At 69.7% G+C, this 17,452-nt stretch carries 18 protein-coding genes; 9 read left to right on the top strand and 9 right to left on the bottom strand.

Annotation, left to right across the window (positions count from 1 at the left end):
• Positions 1-55: 55 nt before the first annotated feature.
• The 4 genes from dbpB (FN207_RS16090) to FN207_RS16075 are packed head-to-tail and all read right to left on the bottom strand — an operon-like array spanning position 56 to position 4,426.
• On the bottom strand, positions 56-1,144 hold the full coding sequence (gene dbpB, locus FN207_RS16090) for a DGQHR domain-containing protein DpdB (protein WP_142459489.1): 1,089 nt from the start codon (positions 1,142-1,144) through the stop codon (positions 56-58).
• Positions 1,144-2,376 (bottom strand): tRNA-guanine transglycosylase DpdA, encoded by a 1,233-nt coding sequence (dpdA, locus tag FN207_RS16085; RefSeq protein WP_142459488.1) that lies wholly within the window; start codon positions 2,374-2,376, stop codon positions 1,144-1,146. The genes dbpB (FN207_RS16090) and dpdA overlap by 1 nt, the downstream gene beginning before the upstream one ends.
• Positions 2,373-3,512: a DGQHR domain-containing protein DpdB gene (dbpB, locus tag FN207_RS16080; RefSeq protein WP_142459487.1), complete on the bottom strand. Its 1,140-nt coding sequence runs from the start codon at positions 3,510-3,512 to the stop codon at positions 2,373-2,375. The genes dpdA and dbpB (FN207_RS16080) overlap by 4 nt, the downstream gene beginning before the upstream one ends.
• A complete protein-coding gene (locus tag FN207_RS16075) occupies positions 3,509-4,426 on the bottom strand; it encodes a hypothetical protein (RefSeq protein ID WP_142459486.1) in 918 nt (305 codons plus the stop codon). The genes dbpB (FN207_RS16080) and FN207_RS16075 overlap by 4 nt, the downstream gene beginning before the upstream one ends.
• 116 nt (positions 4,427-4,542) lie before the next feature.
• On the opposite strand from FN207_RS16075, the gene queC reads away from it, so the two are divergent.
• From queC to queD, 3 genes are read left to right on the top strand one after another with little or no spacing between them, the layout of a single operon-like run.
• Positions 4,543-5,235, top strand: coding sequence for a 7-cyano-7-deazaguanine synthase QueC (gene queC, locus FN207_RS16070; RefSeq protein ID WP_142459485.1), 693 nt, complete (start codon positions 4,543-4,545; stop codon positions 5,233-5,235).
• Positions 5,232-5,864 (top strand): 7-carboxy-7-deazaguanine synthase, encoded by a 633-nt coding sequence (gene queE, locus FN207_RS16065; RefSeq protein WP_142459484.1) that lies wholly within the window; start codon positions 5,232-5,234, stop codon positions 5,862-5,864. Before queC ends, queE begins: the two co-directional genes overlap by 4 nt.
• Positions 5,861-6,229: a 6-carboxytetrahydropterin synthase QueD gene (gene queD, locus FN207_RS16060; RefSeq protein WP_142459483.1), complete on the top strand. Its 369-nt coding sequence runs from the start codon at positions 5,861-5,863 to the stop codon at positions 6,227-6,229. The genes queE and queD overlap by 4 nt, the downstream gene beginning before the upstream one ends.
• Here queD and FN207_RS16055 read toward each other — a convergent pair.
• Positions 6,205-6,774: a VUT family protein gene (locus FN207_RS16055; protein WP_246066119.1), complete on the bottom strand. Its 570-nt coding sequence runs from the start codon at positions 6,772-6,774 to the stop codon at positions 6,205-6,207. The two genes, queD and FN207_RS16055, sit on opposite strands and share 25 nt — an antisense overlap.
• A 322-nt stretch (positions 6,775-7,096) precedes the next feature.
• On the opposite strand from FN207_RS16055, the gene FN207_RS16050 reads away from it, so the two are divergent.
• The 3 genes from FN207_RS16050 (at position 7,097) to FN207_RS16040 (ending at position 10,439) form a co-directional block, all read left to right on the top strand.
• Positions 7,097-7,654 (top strand): hypothetical protein, encoded by a 558-nt coding sequence (locus FN207_RS16050; protein WP_142459481.1) that lies wholly within the window; start codon positions 7,097-7,099, stop codon positions 7,652-7,654.
• A gap of 44 nt (positions 7,655-7,698) precedes the next feature.
• Positions 7,699-8,430: a TY-Chap2 family putative peptide chaperone gene (locus tag FN207_RS16045; protein WP_142459480.1), complete on the top strand. Its 732-nt coding sequence runs from the start codon at positions 7,699-7,701 to the stop codon at positions 8,428-8,430.
• Between the two features lie 83 nt (positions 8,431-8,513).
• A complete protein-coding gene (locus FN207_RS16040) occupies positions 8,514-10,439 on the top strand; it encodes an SIR2 family protein (protein WP_185938372.1) in 1,926 nt (641 codons plus the stop codon).
• 25 nt (positions 10,440-10,464) lie between these two features.
• On the opposite strand, the gene FN207_RS16035 is transcribed toward FN207_RS16040, so the two are convergent.
• From FN207_RS16035 to FN207_RS16020, 3 genes are all read right to left on the bottom strand, one after another.
• A complete protein-coding gene (locus FN207_RS16035; RefSeq protein ID WP_142459478.1) occupies positions 10,465-11,757 on the bottom strand; it encodes a hypothetical protein in 1,293 nt (430 codons plus the stop codon).
• Positions 11,720-12,385: an HD domain-containing protein gene (locus FN207_RS16030; protein ID WP_221888233.1), complete on the bottom strand. Its 666-nt coding sequence runs from the start codon at positions 12,383-12,385 to the stop codon at positions 11,720-11,722. Before FN207_RS16030 ends, FN207_RS16035 begins: the two co-directional genes overlap by 38 nt.
• 372 nt (positions 12,386-12,757) lie before the next feature.
• Positions 12,758-13,609: an ARPP-1 family domain-containing protein gene (locus FN207_RS16020; RefSeq protein WP_142459477.1), complete on the bottom strand. Its 852-nt coding sequence runs from the start codon at positions 13,607-13,609 to the stop codon at positions 12,758-12,760.
• 63 nt (positions 13,610-13,672) lie between these two features.
• Here FN207_RS16020 and FN207_RS16015 point away from each other — a divergent pair, with 63 nt between their 5' ends.
• Positions 13,673-14,341 carry an NUDIX hydrolase gene (locus FN207_RS16015; RefSeq protein WP_142459476.1) on the top strand — a complete coding sequence of 223 codons (669 nt, stop codon included), beginning with the start codon at positions 13,673-13,675 and terminating at the stop codon, positions 14,339-14,341.
• Positions 14,342-14,347: 6 nt separating this feature from the next.
• Here FN207_RS16015 and FN207_RS16010 read toward each other — a convergent pair whose 3' ends face one another.
• Complete coding sequence (locus FN207_RS16010) at positions 14,348-14,935, bottom strand: DUF6642 family protein (RefSeq protein WP_142459475.1); 588 nt, start codon at positions 14,933-14,935, stop codon at positions 14,348-14,350.
• A 308-nt stretch (positions 14,936-15,243) separates the two neighbouring features.
• Here FN207_RS16010 and FN207_RS16005 point away from each other — a divergent pair, with 308 nt between their 5' ends.
• Positions 15,244-16,119: a hypothetical protein gene (locus tag FN207_RS16005; protein ID WP_142459474.1), complete on the top strand. Its 876-nt coding sequence runs from the start codon at positions 15,244-15,246 to the stop codon at positions 16,117-16,119.
• Positions 16,116-17,447: a DUF4407 domain-containing protein gene (locus FN207_RS16000; RefSeq protein WP_142459473.1), complete on the top strand. Its 1,332-nt coding sequence runs from the start codon at positions 16,116-16,118 to the stop codon at positions 17,445-17,447. Before FN207_RS16005 ends, FN207_RS16000 begins: the two co-directional genes overlap by 4 nt.
• Positions 17,448-17,452 lie beyond the last annotated feature (5 nt).

The raw sequence follows: 17,452 nt of genomic DNA, 5'->3' as shown, positions 1-17,452 counted from the left end.
ATCCGTCGCGGTGGTCGACCTCCGGGGCATCCGTGACGGGTGATCCGACTCTGGGTCAGGCTGAGAGTTGCGCCCTGAGGTGGTCGGTCAACAAGCGGATGTCGTTGGGCGTGTTCTGGATCTGATTCCATCGGCGAGGACCCGTCGCGAACTGCCACTCGCCGGTCGTCCAGGCGACATCGGTCAACTTGCCGATCTTGCTGCTCGCCTGGCCCACCTCAGCCAGTGGGACCCCGTCGGTGAGGTGGTCCATGACGTAGCCGAGAGCGGCGATGCCGGCCCCATGAGTGAGCCTCGAACTGCGGGGTGGCAGCCTCCACGCGTCGGGGAACGTGACCTCCACAGTCTTCCAGAAGGTCTTGAGGTGACTGACCATCGCCCCGACATTGCCTTCGCCGGTGTCCGCATAGCGATAGGCGTAGAGAGCGCCGTTGTAGACGCTGTTCTCCACCATCCGCAGGACAGCGTTGTCCTTGATGATCCCCTTGGGCTGCGTCGGCGTGGCGATCATCTCGTGGAACGGTGAATCCGGGTCCACGTTGAGTCGGTAGACGACCTCGGCGGCCAGTCGACGACGCATCAAGGGCAGGGGCAGTTCATCCTGTGTTGCCGGCAGGAGTTCGTGGATCAACCCCTTGGGCAGTGGGCGGGTGTTGTTGACCAGGATGAACTGCGCGCGCTGTTCTTCCTCGTTGGCGACGAAGGAGACGACGCACACCGGGAACTCGTCAAGTTCCGACTCCCGGATCGCAGCGGTCCGCTGTTGACCGTCGACGATCCAGCCGGGCTTGTGTCCGTCGTCCTGCGATTCGTCCACCGGGATGACGAGGGTCCCCATAGCCGCGTAGGTGACATCGGAGGAGTCCGCGTCGATCGCCTCGAAGCGCACGCTGTCGTCGAATGCGACGACGATCGCGTTCGGCAGCAGGGCGCCGGGCTTCTCCAGGTACCTCTGGATGCCCCGGATGTGCTTGAGGACCTCGGGGCGTTGGTAGCCCTGAAGTCCCGCGTCCTCGTCGCGTCCGACGCGAGCCACCGCGGCGAAGTCTCCGAGTCGCTTGCCGTCGACGGCGAACGAGTACAGGGCGCGTTCCCCCTGCATCAGCCTGATGCAGGGGAGTCGGAGGTCGTAACGATCGGCCATCACACGGCCTCCTTCGTCTTCTGTGGCAACTCGTGCACCTGTGAGCAGAGGACGGCCAGGTTGTGGAACCCGCGACTTTTGTTGCGTTCTGTTCCGCGGAAGATGGCGATCTGTATGCCGTGCTCGCGGCAGAGACTGCACGGGCACTTCTCCCAGGGGCGTTCGGCGAGAGTGCGTCGGTACTCCTGGAGGTAGCTGCGCTTCACGCCGAGCAGGCGTTCGTACTCGTCCAGCGCTGCGAGGGCCTCGTCGGTGTGCTGGGGGTCCTCGCCGACGGCGCGAAGCACCTTGAGGCACTGGCGCTCCGCCCGTACGAGTGTGCGCTGGTCCAACTCGCCGGCCAGGACGCGTCGCTTGACCGTCGGGTTGGCGTCGACCTGAGGTACGCGGATCGCGACGTAGTGATCACCGCCCGGGACCTGGTAGTTGTCGCGGTCGTCCATGAAGGCCTGCCGGAATGGCGCAGTGCTGTCGAAGCTGGTGACTCCGTACTCGGCGAAGCGTGTCATCGCGTCCAGTCGGCTGATCCCCAGGAGGTGCAACTCAACGTCTGGCATGCGGATCTCATTGACTGCAGCCAGCGACGACAGGATGTCCGGCGTCTTGAGAGGCACCATCCCGCCGAGAGCGATCCGCTTGTAGCCCATGTCCTGTAACTGCTTGACGCTGTCTGCATAGCTGGTGGGATCCCAGCCCTGCGCGGCGCCGAGGGGCTCGAATGGGGTGCCGCGATCGATGCACTCCCCGAGAAAGCGCTCGGCGTAGTCCAAGGAGATGTCGCGTCTGCGCACCCACTCCTCCGGGGCGTTGTCCAGGCCGACCTTGCGGTCGTAGGCGAGGACGACGTGGTCCACGGACACTCCCGCGTCGAAACCCACTGACTCGTAGTAGTCGGCGACCTGCGACACGCTGTACGGCGGGACCGTCTCGTTGACGTAGTTGAATGAACCGCAGTCGCCGAGCAGGCTCACGGCATCCGGCAGGCGGAAGAACTTGCGGGCGCCATATCGATACAGGCGCGAGCGTTGGGCTTCGGAGTACTTGCCGGCCCCTCGTGTGCTGCCATCGACGATCGCCTTGCTGACGAGGAGGCCGTCGTACGGCAGAGGGTCGAGCACCTCGTGCGCATAGCGGTCGTCCCGTTGCCGGACCCGGAACGGCGAGTACTCCTCCGTGCGAAAGTCGAAGGACGGACTGATCTGGTCCTGGCTGTCAGGAAAGAAGAACCTCACGCCCGTGCCTTCTGGGACTCCTGGATGTACAGGCGGACGAGGTAGTTGCTCAGCATGCGGATGTCTCTCTGGATGTTCTGGAGGGCGTCCCAGGCGACGCCGAGGTCGTCCCACTCTCCCGCGGTCCACCGACAGTACGGAGCGACCTTCTTGAGCTCCCGGCGGACCGCATCCTCGGCGTCCTTGTGGGTGGGGTCGATGGTCAGCATGACCCGGTCCATCAGTCGCGCCATGGCCCGCAGGCCGGTGCCGTGCATGAGCCTGGACTGCGTGGGGGGAAGGCCCCAGGCGTCGGGGAAGGTCGCGCGGACCGCCCGCCAATAGCACAGGAGCAGGCGGTAGATCCCGTCGATGTCGGTCTCGGCCGTCGCCATGTTGCGGTACGGGTACAGGGCGCCGGCGGAGGAGTTCAGGCTCTCCTCGATCGCGCTGACCAGGACGGTGTCGGTGACGACGGCCTGGGTCTTCTCGGTGTCCGGCGTCGAGGCCCGCTTGATCAGCCCGTGGAACGGGGAGGCCGGCTGCCTGTTCAGTAGATCGACCAGGGCGCTGGGTATGCGCTTCGCGCTCATCTTGGGCGAGAGGGAGGTCCAGACCTCGGGCAGCAGTTCAGTCACGAGTCCGCGGGGGAGTGGCTGCACGTTGTTCACGCGGAGGAACTGATCCCGCTGGACCTCGATGTCGTCGGCGATGAAGGCGGTGACCGGAACGGGGAGGTCCTGTCGCTTCGTCCGTGCCAGCGCAAGCGCGCGCTGCTGGCCGTCCACGAGCCAGCCGGGCCGGGGCTCGCCGGGCTTGGGCAGCGGGATCTCGAGAGTCCCCGCCGCGGCCAGTCCGTCATGTGTCCCGGGGCCCCGGCTCTGGCGGAACTTGACCGTCGACGGCAACGCGACGATGACTGCGTGGGGGAAGAGCACGGAGTCCCCGTCGAGGTACTCGACGATCTGGTTGACGTGCCGGCGGACCTCGGGGCGCTGGTAGCCGATGAGCTGGCCTTCTTCGTCGCGTGAGATGCGACTGATGTCCGCGACCTCGAGCAATTCCGCCGCCGTGACGGTGAAGAGGAAGACGGGCGTCCCCGACGGCTGCAGCACGGAGAGTGCGCGTCGCTGGAGGACGTTTTCCGGGACCGTCACTGTTCCTCCTGGACTTCTCGATACAGCCGTGCGAAGCGAGCCTGCTCGCACGCCGATCCCGACCGGCGCAGTTCGACCAACAAGGGGGTCCGAGCCGTCGGGCGGACCTGCAGGCCCTCGCGGATGAAGGTGCGCACCTCGTCGTCGGTCAACGGCGGACGAGGTGCCGCCTCCGACAGTCGGTTGCCGGCCGCCCACTCCTCCCAGCGCTGGTGCGCGGTCGAACTCCCGATGGGGGTCCCACCCGCCAACTCGAGGTACTTGGCAGCGGCACGGGCGTTCAAGGTGACCTGCGTCCCGCCCAGCCTCTGCCGGAGTCCGTAACTGGAGACGGGGGACTGCCGCGTCGGCCGATGGCTCGAGACGACTGCCACGCCCTCGTCGTCGGCGATGGAGTGGAGTTCCTCACCGAGCGGCTGGAGGTAACTGGGCGACAGGGCGAGCAGGACCTGGTCTGCTTCCTCGCGCACGAGACGCAGGTCGGCCGCAGTGCGACCGAGGAAGGTCCTCGTCCGTAGACCGAGCCACCAGGAACGACGACCATGGCGATCCTCCGCGACCTGATCCGGGCCGGCCGAGAAGCTGGCCTCATAGGCCGGAGCGCTGCTGTCCACCGGAGCCAGGCCCAGGCCGGCTGACGCGACCCACAGATCGACTGCGTAGCCGAGATGTCGAGCCCGCGACTCGAGGTCGAGTGCGGACTGCCACATCGGGCCGCCGTACAGGCTTCGCAGGGGGACGCGGTGGGTCTCTGGCTGACCGTCCAGTCGCTCGACCCACTGGTGCACCCTGTCCGGACCGCCGTCCAGGTGGCGGATCATGGCGTCATCCGCGGCAGCCACTCGCTTCGTGGCCGTACAGGAGACGATGATCGCGAGGCGTCCCTTGGCTCGCGTCTCGCACAGTTGCCGCACGTGAGCAATCTAAGCCCAGCTGCAGTTGTGGAGCGCATCCAGCACCCCTTCTGGCGTGTCAACTGCAGTGGGCTGCATGCTGTCCACCTAGGGTCGCTGCGACCAAGGAGGTGGGCATGAGCAAGCCGGCGGTGGTCCTGCTCAGCGGAGGACTCGACTCGACGACGGTCCTGGCGATCGCCAGGGATCGAGGCTTCGAGCCATGCGCGTTGAGCTTCGACTATGGGCAGAAGCACGAGGTGGAGTTGCGATCGGCCTCCGCTGTCGCTGCAGCGATGGGCGTGAAGCGGCACGAGGTGCTCCACGTCGGGCTGAGCGAGTTCGGTGGAAGCTCCTTGACCGACGACGCGATGGAGGTCCCGGTCGGCCGGACGCACGACGACATCGGCGAGGGCATCCCGTCGACGTACGTTCCCGCCCGCAACACGGTGTTCCTCGCCTGCGCCCTGGGTTACGCCGAGGTGCTGGGCGCCGAGCACATCTTCATCGGGGTCAACGCCCTCGACTACAGCGGCTACCCGGACTGCCGGCCCGAGTTCATCGAGGCTTTCGAGCGCCTGGCCAACCTGGCCACTGCTGCTGCGGTCGAGGGGCGCCAGCACATCTCCGTGCACGCACCCCTGATGACCATGACCAAGGCGGACATCGTCCGGGAGGGCACTCGGCTGGGTGTCGACTACTCCATGACGGTCAGCTGCTACCGAGCCGACGAGCGCGGGTCCTGCGGTGAGTGCGACTCCTGCACCCTGCGCCTGCGCGGCTTCGCCGAAGCCGGCCTGGTGGATCCCACGCCCTACTGGCCCCGATGAAGACGTACTTCATCAAGGAGATCTTCTACACGCTGCAGGGAGAGGGCGCGCACGCTGGACGTCCCGCCGTCTTCTGCCGCTTCTCCCGTTGCAACCTGTGGACCGGCTTGGAACGGGACAGGCACCGGGCCGTGTGTCAGTTCTGCGATACCGACTTCGTCGGAGTCGATGGCGAAGGCGGAGGTAAGTACGTCGGCGCGGACGCACTGGCGGAGGCAGTCGCCCGACGGTGGCCCGGTGGCGGACGCCCCTTCGTCGTCTGCACCGGTGGCGAACCGCTGCTGCAGCTCGACGAGACTGCCGTCGACGCACTGCACGACCGCGGCTTCGAGATCGCTGTGGAGACCAACGGAACGCAGCGCCCTCCTCGGGGGCTCGACTGGATCTGTGTCAGCCCCAAGGCAGGCGCTGAGTTGGTTGTCACGAGCGGGGACGAACTAAAACTGGTCTTCCCTCAACCCGAGGCGCTACCCGAGACCTTCGAGTTGCTCGACTTCCGCTCGTTCCGTCTGCAGCCGCTCGATGACCAGCGCGTCGAGGAGAACACAGCCCAAGCGGTCGCCTACTGCCTGAGCAACCCCCAGTGGTCCCTGAGCCTGCAAACTCACAAGTACCTGAGGATCCCATGACCGAGTTGTGGCGCACGTTCTCCTTCGATGCCGCGCACTACCTTCCTAAGGTCCCGGCCGGCCACAAGTGCGGCAACATGCACGGGCACACCTACACGGTCGAGATCCGTCTCCGCGGAGAGGTGGACCCTGTCGCGGGCTGGGTCCGCGACTTCGGGGACATCAAGGAGGCGTTCCGTCCCCTCGAGGCGGAACTCGACCACAAGGTGCTCAACGATGTCCCCGGGCTCGACAACCCGACGAGTGAGTTGCTCGCTCAGTGGCTCTGGGAGCGTCTGATCGATGTCCTGCCCGACCTCTACAGCGTCAGTGTGAGTGAGACGGCGAACTCCGGAGTGGTCTACCGGGGAGCGCCCTCGGTCTGAGCGGAGCCGCTGGGGGCAAACCGCTCGCTCCGTCGTTCACCACCCGCCGCCGGGATGTGTCCGGCAGCCGCAACGGCGCGCCGGGCGATCTCCACGACGACCAGGATGCTCGCCGTCACGTAGACGGCCTTGACCAGGATCTGGCCCCCGACGTTGGTCATGGTCAGCGGTATGCCAGCCAGGGGGAGGAAGACGCACGTGTCGACGACTGCTCCGACCGTGTTCGAGGCAACGAGCGCTCGACGCCAGCCAGACCGTCGCAGGCGACGCCAAACGAACAGGTCGGTCAACTCCCCGAGTGCAAACGCCGCGGCTGACGCAACCGCGATGCCGGGGCTGGCGAGCAGCGCGGACAGGACGACGCCCAAGGCAATGGTGGGCAGGACCCATGTGAATCCGCCGAGGCGGTCCAGCCCGTCGCGAAGCCCGAGAGCAAGGCCTGCCGCGTAGGTGCCGGCGGGCACCATGAGGCCGAAGCCGGCGGGGATGACGCCGAACGTGGACACGAGCCAGTTGGCGCCGACGACAGTGCTCAGCAATCCCATCGCCAGCACCAGACTGAGCGCACGCCTGTTACCTCGACGACTGACGAACCGTGATGCTGAGGACACGGCCAGAGCGTCTCACCTGGTTCGGACGATCTACCCGCGGGCGGGTCCGTGGCGTCGCTGTCGCTCTGCGCCGTGACGGAGATCCCTGAGCGCAACCCGTCCACGGTTGCCCCGCTCCTTCGCCGCCTTCGTGAGGCGGACGTGCCGCGTGGTGCGGCCGGAAACTCGCCCATCCGGCGAGGGCACCACGGCGTCGGTCGACCGCATGACAGGGTCGGGCCACGCCGTACCACCAACACTCGGAGTCGCCGTGTTCATGACCTGTCCCGCTTGCTTCTCCGCGGACGACGTCAGCTACCAGCGGCTGCCCGACCAGCAGGTGGCCTACTACTGCGCGCGGAAGCACGAGGACGGCAAGCCGCGCGAGTGGGTGCGGCCGCTGGACGCGATGACGGGCTCGTGGTCGGCTGCGGAGGGTGTGACCGACGAACTGCTCGAGCCGATACTCAGCTGCGTGTCTCCCGAGGACCCGCTGCTCGAGTTCGGTGTCGTCGAGTACCGCTTCCGGAAGAGGTATCCCGACCTCTTCCGTGCGCACGTTGCGGAGCGCGGTCACGTCCTCGTCGGCTGGACGCAGACAACGGCCTCCGCCGTCCGTTTCGGGGTCGCTCTCGGCAGGCTCGCTCGGGCAGGGGACCTGGCATACGTGTACGGACCCGCGACCGGTGCATGGAGCTACAACGGTCAGGTCGCCTACTGGAGCCGCCCGCCCGCCCAAGGGCGCTCCATGCTCTCGTGGGAGCAGTTCTGCGCCGCCGAGGGGCGGCCGGCCGAGTGGACCGACGAGGACCGTCGGGCTGCGTCGGGGTCCTGAGTTCTACTCCGCACTCGTGGGTCCGGTCGTGTCGAGGGGATGACGTGGACGTCCAACTGCCCGAGCACCTGAACCGCTTGCAGTTGCCGTTCTCCTGGCACATCGCTGCAGAGCTGTGCTGGCGCGTCCCCGGCCACCGCGTCTACGAGACCGCGCCGATGGCCGGGCACTACGACTGCCTGTCCATCCGGGGGCCGCAGCTCCGCGTCGACATCAACCGCGGAGGATCGGTGCACGCACATGGCTCGCAGAGCAGAGACGACGAGCCGCCGGTCCCCCTTTCCCTGGTGCGGGAGCTCTCGCTCGCGCCGGACGGCGTCGACCGTGCGGTGGCCGCGGTCCTGGCGCGGTACGGCATGAGCGCCTCGTCCAAGCGGCCGGTGACGACCGCGGAGCCGCTGACCTACCGGGTCATCGCCGCTGCTCTCTCGATGCACTTCTTCCGGAACGTCTGGGACTGCCGTGCGCTCATCCCCGCAGAGGAGTCCGCCGAGCCGCCCGCTCTGGCACCGGCTTGGGACCTGGCGGGTGTGCCCGCCAACCGCATCTGGATGCTGCAGCGCAACCACGAGACCGTGGCCCACCTTGCCGACGGCTGGGCCGTCAGGGAGGACGGGGAACGGCTGAACCTCCTGGCGGCCTACGACCGTGGTGTCACGGTCGAGGAGATCGCGGCCCGGGTATCCATGCCGCCGGGGTCCCGTGCCTCCGACGTCGCGGTCGTCGCGAGGCCGGAGCTCCCGCAACGGTCACCGGAGTGGCCTCCCGACCTCTGAGGCCGTCGTCGACTCACGCCGACTGCTCCGCCTCGCACCTCCGGATGACGCATCGTCCGCTCGGTCCGGCCAAGATGCCCTTCGTGAACGGCCACGTCTTCGTCGTCCCCGGCACCCTCGAGCACCTGAAGTACGACGACGTGCTCCTGTCGACCGACTACGGCGGCGGTGTCGGTCGTCCGTTCTGGCCTGTCTTCGGCTGGGACGAGGACACCGGCGCGGCGCGTCAGTACTCGCTTCCTCGGCTGTCCCCCGAGCGACGCGTGGCCGCCGTTCCGCCCATCACGGGGGAGGAGGACGAGCCACGCCGCTGGCTGGTGGCCGTGGGGGCCACGCCGTCCACGCCGGTCGAGTGGCTGCTCGAGGGGGTCCGGACGGCGTTCCACACGGTCGCCTCCGATGGCAACACGCCGGCGGGGGGACCCCCGAGGCGGGTGGCCATGCCGGTCATGGGCGTCGGCCGGGGAGGCTTCAACGGACGGCGCGGCGAGGTGATCCACGGCCTCTTCCGCGAGGCCCAGGCCGCAGCTGACCAACTGTTCCTGGACGTGGTCATCGTCGCGGCCGATCCCTCCGACTACTCCGCGCTGCAGGCGCTGCGGGCACAAGCGCACGCCCGGCCACTTGCGCCGACCCTCGAGAAGCGCGCTCGACGGGTGGCCTCACTCGCCCGTGCCGGTCGTCTTGCACTCTTCATGGGAGCCGGCACCGGGATGGCGGCCGGGCTCCCGTCCTGGTCGGGCCTGTTGAAGGACTTGGGCCAGCGTGTGGGGATCGACGACGCCACCGGTTGGGGAGGGCTCAACTCCCTGGACGCCGCTGAGATCCTCCGTCGAGCGGCGGAGGAGACCGAGGCCGCCAAGCCGGTCGACGAGCGCCGTCCCAACCCGCTGGGTGCGCACGTCTCCGAGATCATCCGGCCTACGGATCGCTATGCGCTCGGCCACGTCCTGCTCGCCGCGCTCGACGTCGACCAGGTGGTCACGACGAACTTCGACCGGTTGTTCGAGCGCGCTGTGTCGGCCATCGGAGGGGAGCAGCCGCTCGTCGTGCTGCCCGACGGCGAGCCCGTCGACCTCGAGCGATGGGGTGGACGGCGACCGTGGCTCCTGAAGTTGCACGGCGACGTCGAGGCGCCCGAGTCGATCGTCCTCGACCGGCGGTCCTTCGTCCGCTACGACGCCCGACGGCGGCCACTCGGGGGAGTCCTGCAGACCACCCTCCTCACCAAGCACCTGCTCGTCGTCGGCGCCTCGATGACCGACGACAACGTCATCCGCCTCGTGCACGAGGTCGCCGAGCTCACGGAGAGGCCGGGCGGTGGACGTACCTTCGGGACGGTGCTGAGCCTGGGGGCCGACCCGCTCCGTGAGCGGCTGTGGCGGCCGGAGTTCGAGTACGTGGACCTGTCGGACGGGTCGCAGGATAAGAAGGCGGCTGCACGCAACCTCGAGGTCTTCCTCGACCGGGTGGCCATGCTCGCGGCGCCCCGCAGCCGGCACCTCCTCGATCCTCGTTATCGCGAACTGCTCGGCTCGGACCTCGAGCGTGACCTCGCCGAGCGGTTGTCCGCACTCGGCGTCGAGGTGGCCGGTCTACCGGCTTCCGCCACCAGTGGCTGGCGGGACGTCGTCGAGGCACTGAGTCGGGTGGGCGCACCCGTCGCCGCCGCCACGACACCGGATCGCCGCCGGGTTCCGGTACCGCCGACCACCAGCGACGAGGGGACCATCTGGACCTTCGCCCTGACCTACAACGGTTACCGCCGACATGGGGGCTTCGGGCCGACGGCCGATCTCGCGAACGCCGCTCTCGCGTCCTGGGAGCAGGACCGGCGGTTGCCGGACGACCTCGCTTCCGCCCGCGCGGCGCTGTTCTTCGAGCAGCGCCGGTGGCGGCACTTCGGGACCGACCCGCGTCCGCACGACCTCGAGTACCTCCGGGCGCTCCTCGGACGGATCGCAACGCTGTCCGGCGGCTACGTCGAGGTCAAGTCGCCGCACCGGTGAGGGTGTGACCTCCCGGTCCGTCCGGTCATGCCGCCCGAGGCGCCAGCACCCGGACCTCGCCGTCGGGCCGCCGCACCAACTCGAGAACCTGCCGGTTCCGCTCGGTGAGGAGGGCCGGCGCCTCCGGGAGACGGCTGATGCCGTTGGCCATGGAGGACAGCATCCGGTCCAGGGCCATCGCCTCCGACCCCTCCCAGGGAAAGGTGTACGTGATCGGTGGGGCTGCCAGATCCCACATGAGCTGCTTGAGTCGGTCCTGAATCGCTGCGTTCCTCTGCAACCCCCTCGCCAGTTCCTCGTGCAGGTGCGGGAGCGAGTGGTCGCCGTTCTCGAGGGCCGCCTCGGCGCCGGTGACGACGAGAGCGCGACTGTCGAGGGTCAGCGCCCGGTAGAGCATCGCGATCCGGTGCGGGAACTGGCGGTGGTCGTCACGGGGGCCTCCTGCGGCGAGGATGTCCTGCATCCTCCCGGTGTCGACTCCTCCCGTGTCGGGCAACTGTCGGGCCGCCTCCTCCCACCTCTCGAGCCACATGAGCGTGCGCTCCTTGACCTCCCGCAGGTTGGTCCGCGCGGCGCCCAGTCCGATGGACGACGGGATCGAGACCCGGTCGAGCATCGCGGCGCTGGCCTCACCGAGAGCCGCCTCGACACTGCCGAGACGGGCCTCCATGTCGTCCTCGCGAGCCTGCCGGAGGGCGGCGACGCTCTCAGCGATGTAGGTGAGCTTCCGCTCCTGCTGGTGGCGGGCCAGCATCTCGGTGCCGACCTGGACGGCGAGGAGCCCCAGCAGCGGCGCGAACCCGACGCCGGCCGCCGCCCGTCCGGTGTGCACGTGCAACCTGGCATGCCCGTTGATGCCCCGGCTGTCCCGGACCAGACCCCGGTAGCCACCGCCGACGGCGGGAACGAGGTCCCGCAGCGTCGATCCGGTGGGCAGTTCGAGGCGGCACAGCAACCCCGAGGAGGCGTCGACGGCGCCGCCGGCCTGCGAGAGGACGGCGCCCAGTTGCTGTGACAGCGCGCTGGTGCCCCGCAGTGCCGTACCCCAGGCGTCCCCTGTGGAGTGGGGCGCCTTCGTCCACGTCAGCAGGAGTCCCCGGTCCTCGAACAGCAGTCGCCACGCGTCGTCCCCGACGAGGCTCCGGGCTCCGGGTTCCGTCGGGATGACGACACCGTCGATGGGCTCGCGTTCAATCACCGGACGACTGTCACCCACGCTCGGTCGGTAACGCGGCACCGCCGCGGTCCGCCCGCCACACACGCCTCGCGGTTCGCAGGTCTCACGGCCGAGCGGGCATGGTGTCCGGTACGTCCGCACGGCCGACGCCGGCTGCTGCGATCAGTTCGTCGACCGCACGCTGGAGAGCCGCGGAGATCGAGGAGTCGGGCAACCGCTCGGCGACAGCCCGCTCGACGCTCGTGTAGTACCAGAGCAGCTCGTCGCGCGAGGCGTTGAACGTCGACCAGAAGTCCTGCCCGTACCGACGCACGTCGGCGGCGATGCAGAGCCCGTTGTGGGTCTTGTCCGCCGCGGTCACCAGCAGGGCGTCGAGCGGCTTGTCGCTCAGCCCGGCGACGTACGGCCGCTTGCGCTCGGCCCAGGTCCCGCTGCGGTTACCCTCGGCGTCCAGCCCGTCCGAGCACGCGCGCACGATGTCGGCGACGTCGTCGCCGAAGCGCGACCGGATCTCGGCCAGGACGACGCCGCCGGTGCCGGCCGGCGCGTCCTCGACGGCGTCGTGCAGCAGGCCGGCGATGGCCTGGTCCTCGCTGCCGCCGTGCTCCAGCACCAGCGCGCTGACGCTCATCAGGTGCGTCATGTAGGGAACCCGCGAGCCCTTGCGCAGCTGCGGCCGGTGGTGCTCCGACGCGTACGCCAGCGCCTCGTCGTAGCGGGTCGACAGCGGCCCGCTACCCATCCCCTTGCGCTCCTCGAGTGTCGTCATCCGTCCCGTCCTCTCATCACCGCGGCGACGATCGCCTCGACCGTCGCCTCTTCCGTCGTCGTCCGTGAGGCCGCCCGCATGGCAGCCCACTGGCTGTCGGGGTGGTCGCCCTTCGCGCCCACCCCGGGGCCGGCAGCCAGTAGCGCACGACCCGCACCTCGGTGGCGTCCTGCACACGGATGACGTTGACCGAGTCCTCCGCACCGAGCCGAACTCAAGCGTTCCCTTGCCGGTCGACCGGTCAGCGCGGGGAAGCGCGATGAGAAGGCGTGGGGCGGGCCTAACTCGAACGGCGCGCCCAGGGCGTCACCGACGGCCGAGCCGACGAGGGCGCCCGCAACGCGGTGCCGGCGGGACAGGGGAGTGTTCATGTCAGGCCTCCTGGGCGATCGCGGTGAGGTGGACGGTGCGGTCCGACCTGCGGAGTGCGGTCGTGCCGACCCGGCCGCCGCCGCGGACCCGCTGCCCTAGACCCGCAGGACCGTCGGCAAGGAGTCGGGTGTTCTCGACCTTCTCGGCGAAGGACCGAGCGAGGGCGGCAGGTGTGCGGACGGCCGGGCGACCCAGCGCGTCGAGCGTCGCGGCGTGCAGCAGCCCCCGCCAGTGGGCCTTCAGGGTGCGGGCGCTGTCGGTGACCTCCATCCAGACCGGTCGGCCGGCGATGCCCACCAGCAGGCCGCGTTGGCCGGCGAGCGGCCGCAGTCCCCGGGTCATGTCACGGGCGGTCGCGTCCGTGCGGTCGAGGCGGTCGGCCAGGGACTCGGTGGCCGACGGGCCCGCCACCGACTCAAGACCGTGGACCCGGTCCCAGACCACCTGCTGGGCGTGGCCCCCGTCCATCGCGGACAGGACGGTGAAGGGGGTGCGGCGAGCCCGCCGGGTGTGGGCGGTGGGGCCACCCCACCGGCCCTGCTCCACGCACACCACCTTCTCCACGGTCGGCCGGCCGGGCGCGAGCAGCGTGGACGCCGTGAGGGCGCGCGTCTGCCACCCTCCCTCGAGCAGTTCCCCGGCCAGCAGCAGCACCGGACGGTCGGCGCGGTTGGTGACGACGAGCTGGTCGATGGCGGGGGAGCCCGCGCGCTCGGACACCTCGACCGGGACACCGGCGCCGGTGAGGTAGCTCGGCGGCAGCGTCGGGGCGTCGGTCCAGACGGGGAAGACCGTCAGCGGTCCGCGAGTGGCTCCCTGGCCGACGTGTAGTCGGACCTCGAGGTTGGTCATGGCGTCCGCCTCCCGTATATTACGCTCATCCGCGCAAACTCAAGTTAGGCGGGATCCGCGTTAATGTCAACCACCGCGTACCGCGACGCCTCCGGCCGGAGGTTGGTCGATTACCCCCGTCCATCGGTCGCCGTCGACACGGCCGTCCTGACGCCCAACCCGTCGGAGGGCCTCCAGGTCCTGTTGGTCCGTCGCGACAGCGCCCAGCGCAAGGACGCCTGGGCGCTCCCGGGCACCTTCCTGCACGAGGGCGAGACGCTCGCCGACGCCGTCCTGCGCTCCCTCGAGCAGAAGGCCGGCCTACGCGGGCAGGCGCCGCGGCAGTTGCACGTCTTCGACGCCCCGGAGCGAGACGACCGCGGCTGGGTCCTGTCCGTGGCCCACGTGGTCCTGCTGGCCGCCGATGTCGTCCGTCCGGTCGTCGCCGCTCGACCCGACGACGTCCGGCTGCGTCCCGTCGAGGATGCGACCGGTCTGCCGTTCGACCACGACGACATCGTGCGGATGGCCGTGGCCGAGGTCAGGAGCTCGTACGCCGAACGTCCGGATCCCGACCGGTTGCTCCTGGAGCCGTTCACGCTGCGCGACCTGCGCAGGCTGCACGAGGCGGTCGCGGGGGAGCGGCTCCAACCCGACGTCTTCCGGCGGCACGTGAAGGACCACCTGGTGAGCACCGGGGAGATGACGCGTGGCTCGGTCGGCCGGCCTGCCGAACTCTTCCGCCATACCTGACGACGGTCACGCCGCGCTGAGACTCCTCGGCGACACCCAGCTCGCCGTGGCTATGCGGAGTCCGAGCCCGTCGACGAAGTGCGGGTGCCTGTCTCGGAGCCGGGTGAACATCTTGCGCATGTCCACGCTGTCGAGCAGTTCGGGCAGCAGAGTCAGGTCGAAGGCGGCGGATTCGCTCCACGAGACGTTCCCGACGTAGCCGACGACCGCGCGGACGCCGGTGCGTGCAACGAAGTCGGCGAGCTCATCGTCCGACGCGGCCAACGTCCCGCACGAGCCGAAGTAGATGACGCGCTTGCTGAGTGGGCGCTCGACCATGTCCGCGATCTCGGCCAGGGAGAGCTCGTCGCCGCCGAGCCAGACCCGGCCACGTCGCCCGTGACAGGACAGGTAGGCCAGTGGAAAGGCGTCGTACCGGTGCGACGTCCACTTCGTGAAGTAGTGCTTGAACTCCGCTGATGTCGCGGCGTTGCGATGGATGAGACGGTCCTCGCGGATGGTCATCAGCATGTCCAAGCCGGGGCGGACGCTGAGCTTATCGGTCAGCCGGTCCTCCCACTCGCCCTCGAGACAGAAGATCCCCTTGCTCGGCATGTGCTCCAGGGTGGGTTCGCGCCGGCTGTTCGCGCGGGACATCGCCCGGCCGGTGGGACGGATGCGGTCCCTGGGGGACGCGGCGCCTCACGAGCCGCCTGCCGCTCCGTCCGCACCGAGGAGGCCTTCAGGCCGTGAAGTGGCACACGGTTCCTTGAGTCCCGAAGTCGCCGCCTGACCCGAACGGGTAAGCGCACCCTGCCTTCCGTCGGTCCCGCCCGGTACGACTTCCGAGGGCTCCGATCCGATCGAGTTCCGTTGGTCCGAGGGTGTGCTGACAGCGGGGACGTCCCGCAGGCGGGGGAGACGTGTTCCGGGAGCCGCTGCGCCGTGATCCGCTCGTCGTCGGCTGGGCGGCGGTCATGCTCCTGGCCGGATTCGTCGCGCTCAGCAACAACACCGAGTGGAGCGGCTCGCTCGAAGCCGATCGCGTCGCCGGCTTCCTCAAGGACCTCGCTGAGGCCTTCCTCTGGTCCTTCTTCCTCCTCCTGCTCCTCGCCTGGCTGCGCGCCAAGGCGTGGCGGGACACCGGCGGCGCCCGCGGTCCCGGGTACGGGCCGCGCCCGCCTCAGCGGCCGGCGTCGTCGCTGCCGTGGACCGACCGCTGGATCCGCGACTGGCGGGAGGAGGCCGCCCACGGCAGGACGGCGACCGAGGCGGAGCCGCAGCTGCTCGCCTGCCGGCACGGGATCGCAGCCGACGCCGGCGCCTCCGACACCCAGGTGCCCGTCCTGCGCGCCCTCTCGGTGAGCCACACGATCGTCCGGCCGGGCTCGGCCGTCCTCGTCACCTGGTGCTTCGAGCACGCCCGCGACGTCGTCGTCGACGGCCGCGGCGGCCACCCGCCCTGCGGCGAGGCGCTCGTGCACGTGCAGACCAGCCGCCGCATCGAGGTCACCGGCCGCAACCGCTTCTCGACGACCCCCGCGGCCACCCCCGTCGTCGTCGCGATGGCCGTCCCGCAGCTCGACCTGCCCACCGTCGCCGCGCCCCCGCCGGTGTCCCTGCACGCCGACGTCGCCGCCACCGTCGGCGCACCCTCGCCCGTCACCCAGCGGCTCGACGCCTTCTGGGCCACCCAGGACGCACTGCACCCGCGGATCGAGGTGTCGCCGCGGCTCGTCGGCGTGCCCGGATCCCTCGTCGACAGCCTGCGCCGCGCCACCCGGAAGGACCCCCGGTGAAGCTCCTCAGCCGTGCCGCCCTCAGCGAGCACCTGCTCACCGTCGCCGGCGCCAACCGCGAGGTCCTGCGCGAGGCCCCGAAGGAGCGTGGCAAGCAGGTCGCGATGGGCGCGGTGCTGCTCTCCACCGCCGGCCTCGCGATGGTGTCGGCGAGCTACGCGCTCCACATCGCCCTGCACCTGTGGGTGCCGGTCGCCATCCTCGGCGGTCTCGTGTGGGGGCTCGTCATCCTCAACCTCGACCGCTGGCTGGTCGTCTCCTCACCGCGCCTCAAGCACTGGTGGAGCACGCTGTTCATGGCGATGCCACGCGTGGTGCTCGCCGTCCTCATCGGCGCCGTCGTCTCCACCCCGCTGACGCTCGCCGTCTTCAGCGCCGAGATCGGCACCGAGGTGCGGGTCATGGCCGCCGAGGCCGAGGACGAGTTCAACCAGCGCATGCAGGACGACAGCCGCACCGCCGAGCTCGAGGCGGGGCAGGCGCGGATCGCCGAGTTGGAGGCAGACCTCGCCGACGGCGTCACCCAGGACGACGTCAACGAGGCCCCCGCCGTCGTGGACATGCAGCGCCGGCTCGACGAGGTGACCACGCGGTACGAGGCCGCGGAGGCGGCCTACAACGCCGAGATCGACGGCACCGGTGGGACCGGCGATCAGGGCTTCGGGCCGGCCACCGACGCCCGCCGGGCGGACCGCGACCGGCTCCGCGCCGAGCGCGACGACCTGGCCCTGCAGCTCGAGGCCCTGAAGGCGGAGACGTACGAGCAACTCCTCGCCGAGGAGTCGCAGAAGACGATCGACCAGGAGAACGAGCTCGCCGACCTGCGCGCCGACGTCGCCTCTCTCCAGCAGCGGCTCGACGCCGAAGCCGCGGCGCACGAGGCGGCCGTCGACGGCAGCGACGGCATCCTCGCCCGGCTGACCGCGATGTCCCGCCTCGAGGACGGCAACCCGACCCTGGGGACGGCGCACCGGTTGCTGTTCTGGTTCATGACGGCGCTCGAGTGCCTGCCGATCCTGTTCAAGACGATGCTCGCGCTCGGCCCGCCATCCCTCTACGAGCGACTGCTCGCGCTGGGCGACGAGAAGGTCGAGGAGCGGGTCAAGCTGCGCATGCAGACCGAGTACGAGGAGGCGGAGGTGCTGGCGAAGGCGGCGCTGGGCGCAGCCGAGGCGCGGGCGGCGCGCACGCTGGAAGCGGAGTCGCGGGCCACCGGGATGGTCCTCGACGCCCAGCTCGAGGTGACCCGTCAGGGCGTTGAGCGCTGGCGCGACGAGCAGTTGCTGGATGCCGACGCCGGGCCGAGCTTCGTCAAGCAGCCGGTCTGACCCGG

Source organism: Geodermatophilus aquaeductus (assembly GCF_900182545.1).
Lineage (GTDB): Bacteria > Actinomycetota > Actinomycetes > Mycobacteriales > Geodermatophilaceae > Geodermatophilus > Geodermatophilus aquaeductus.
This window is presented reverse-complemented; position numbering and strand designations above follow the sequence as displayed.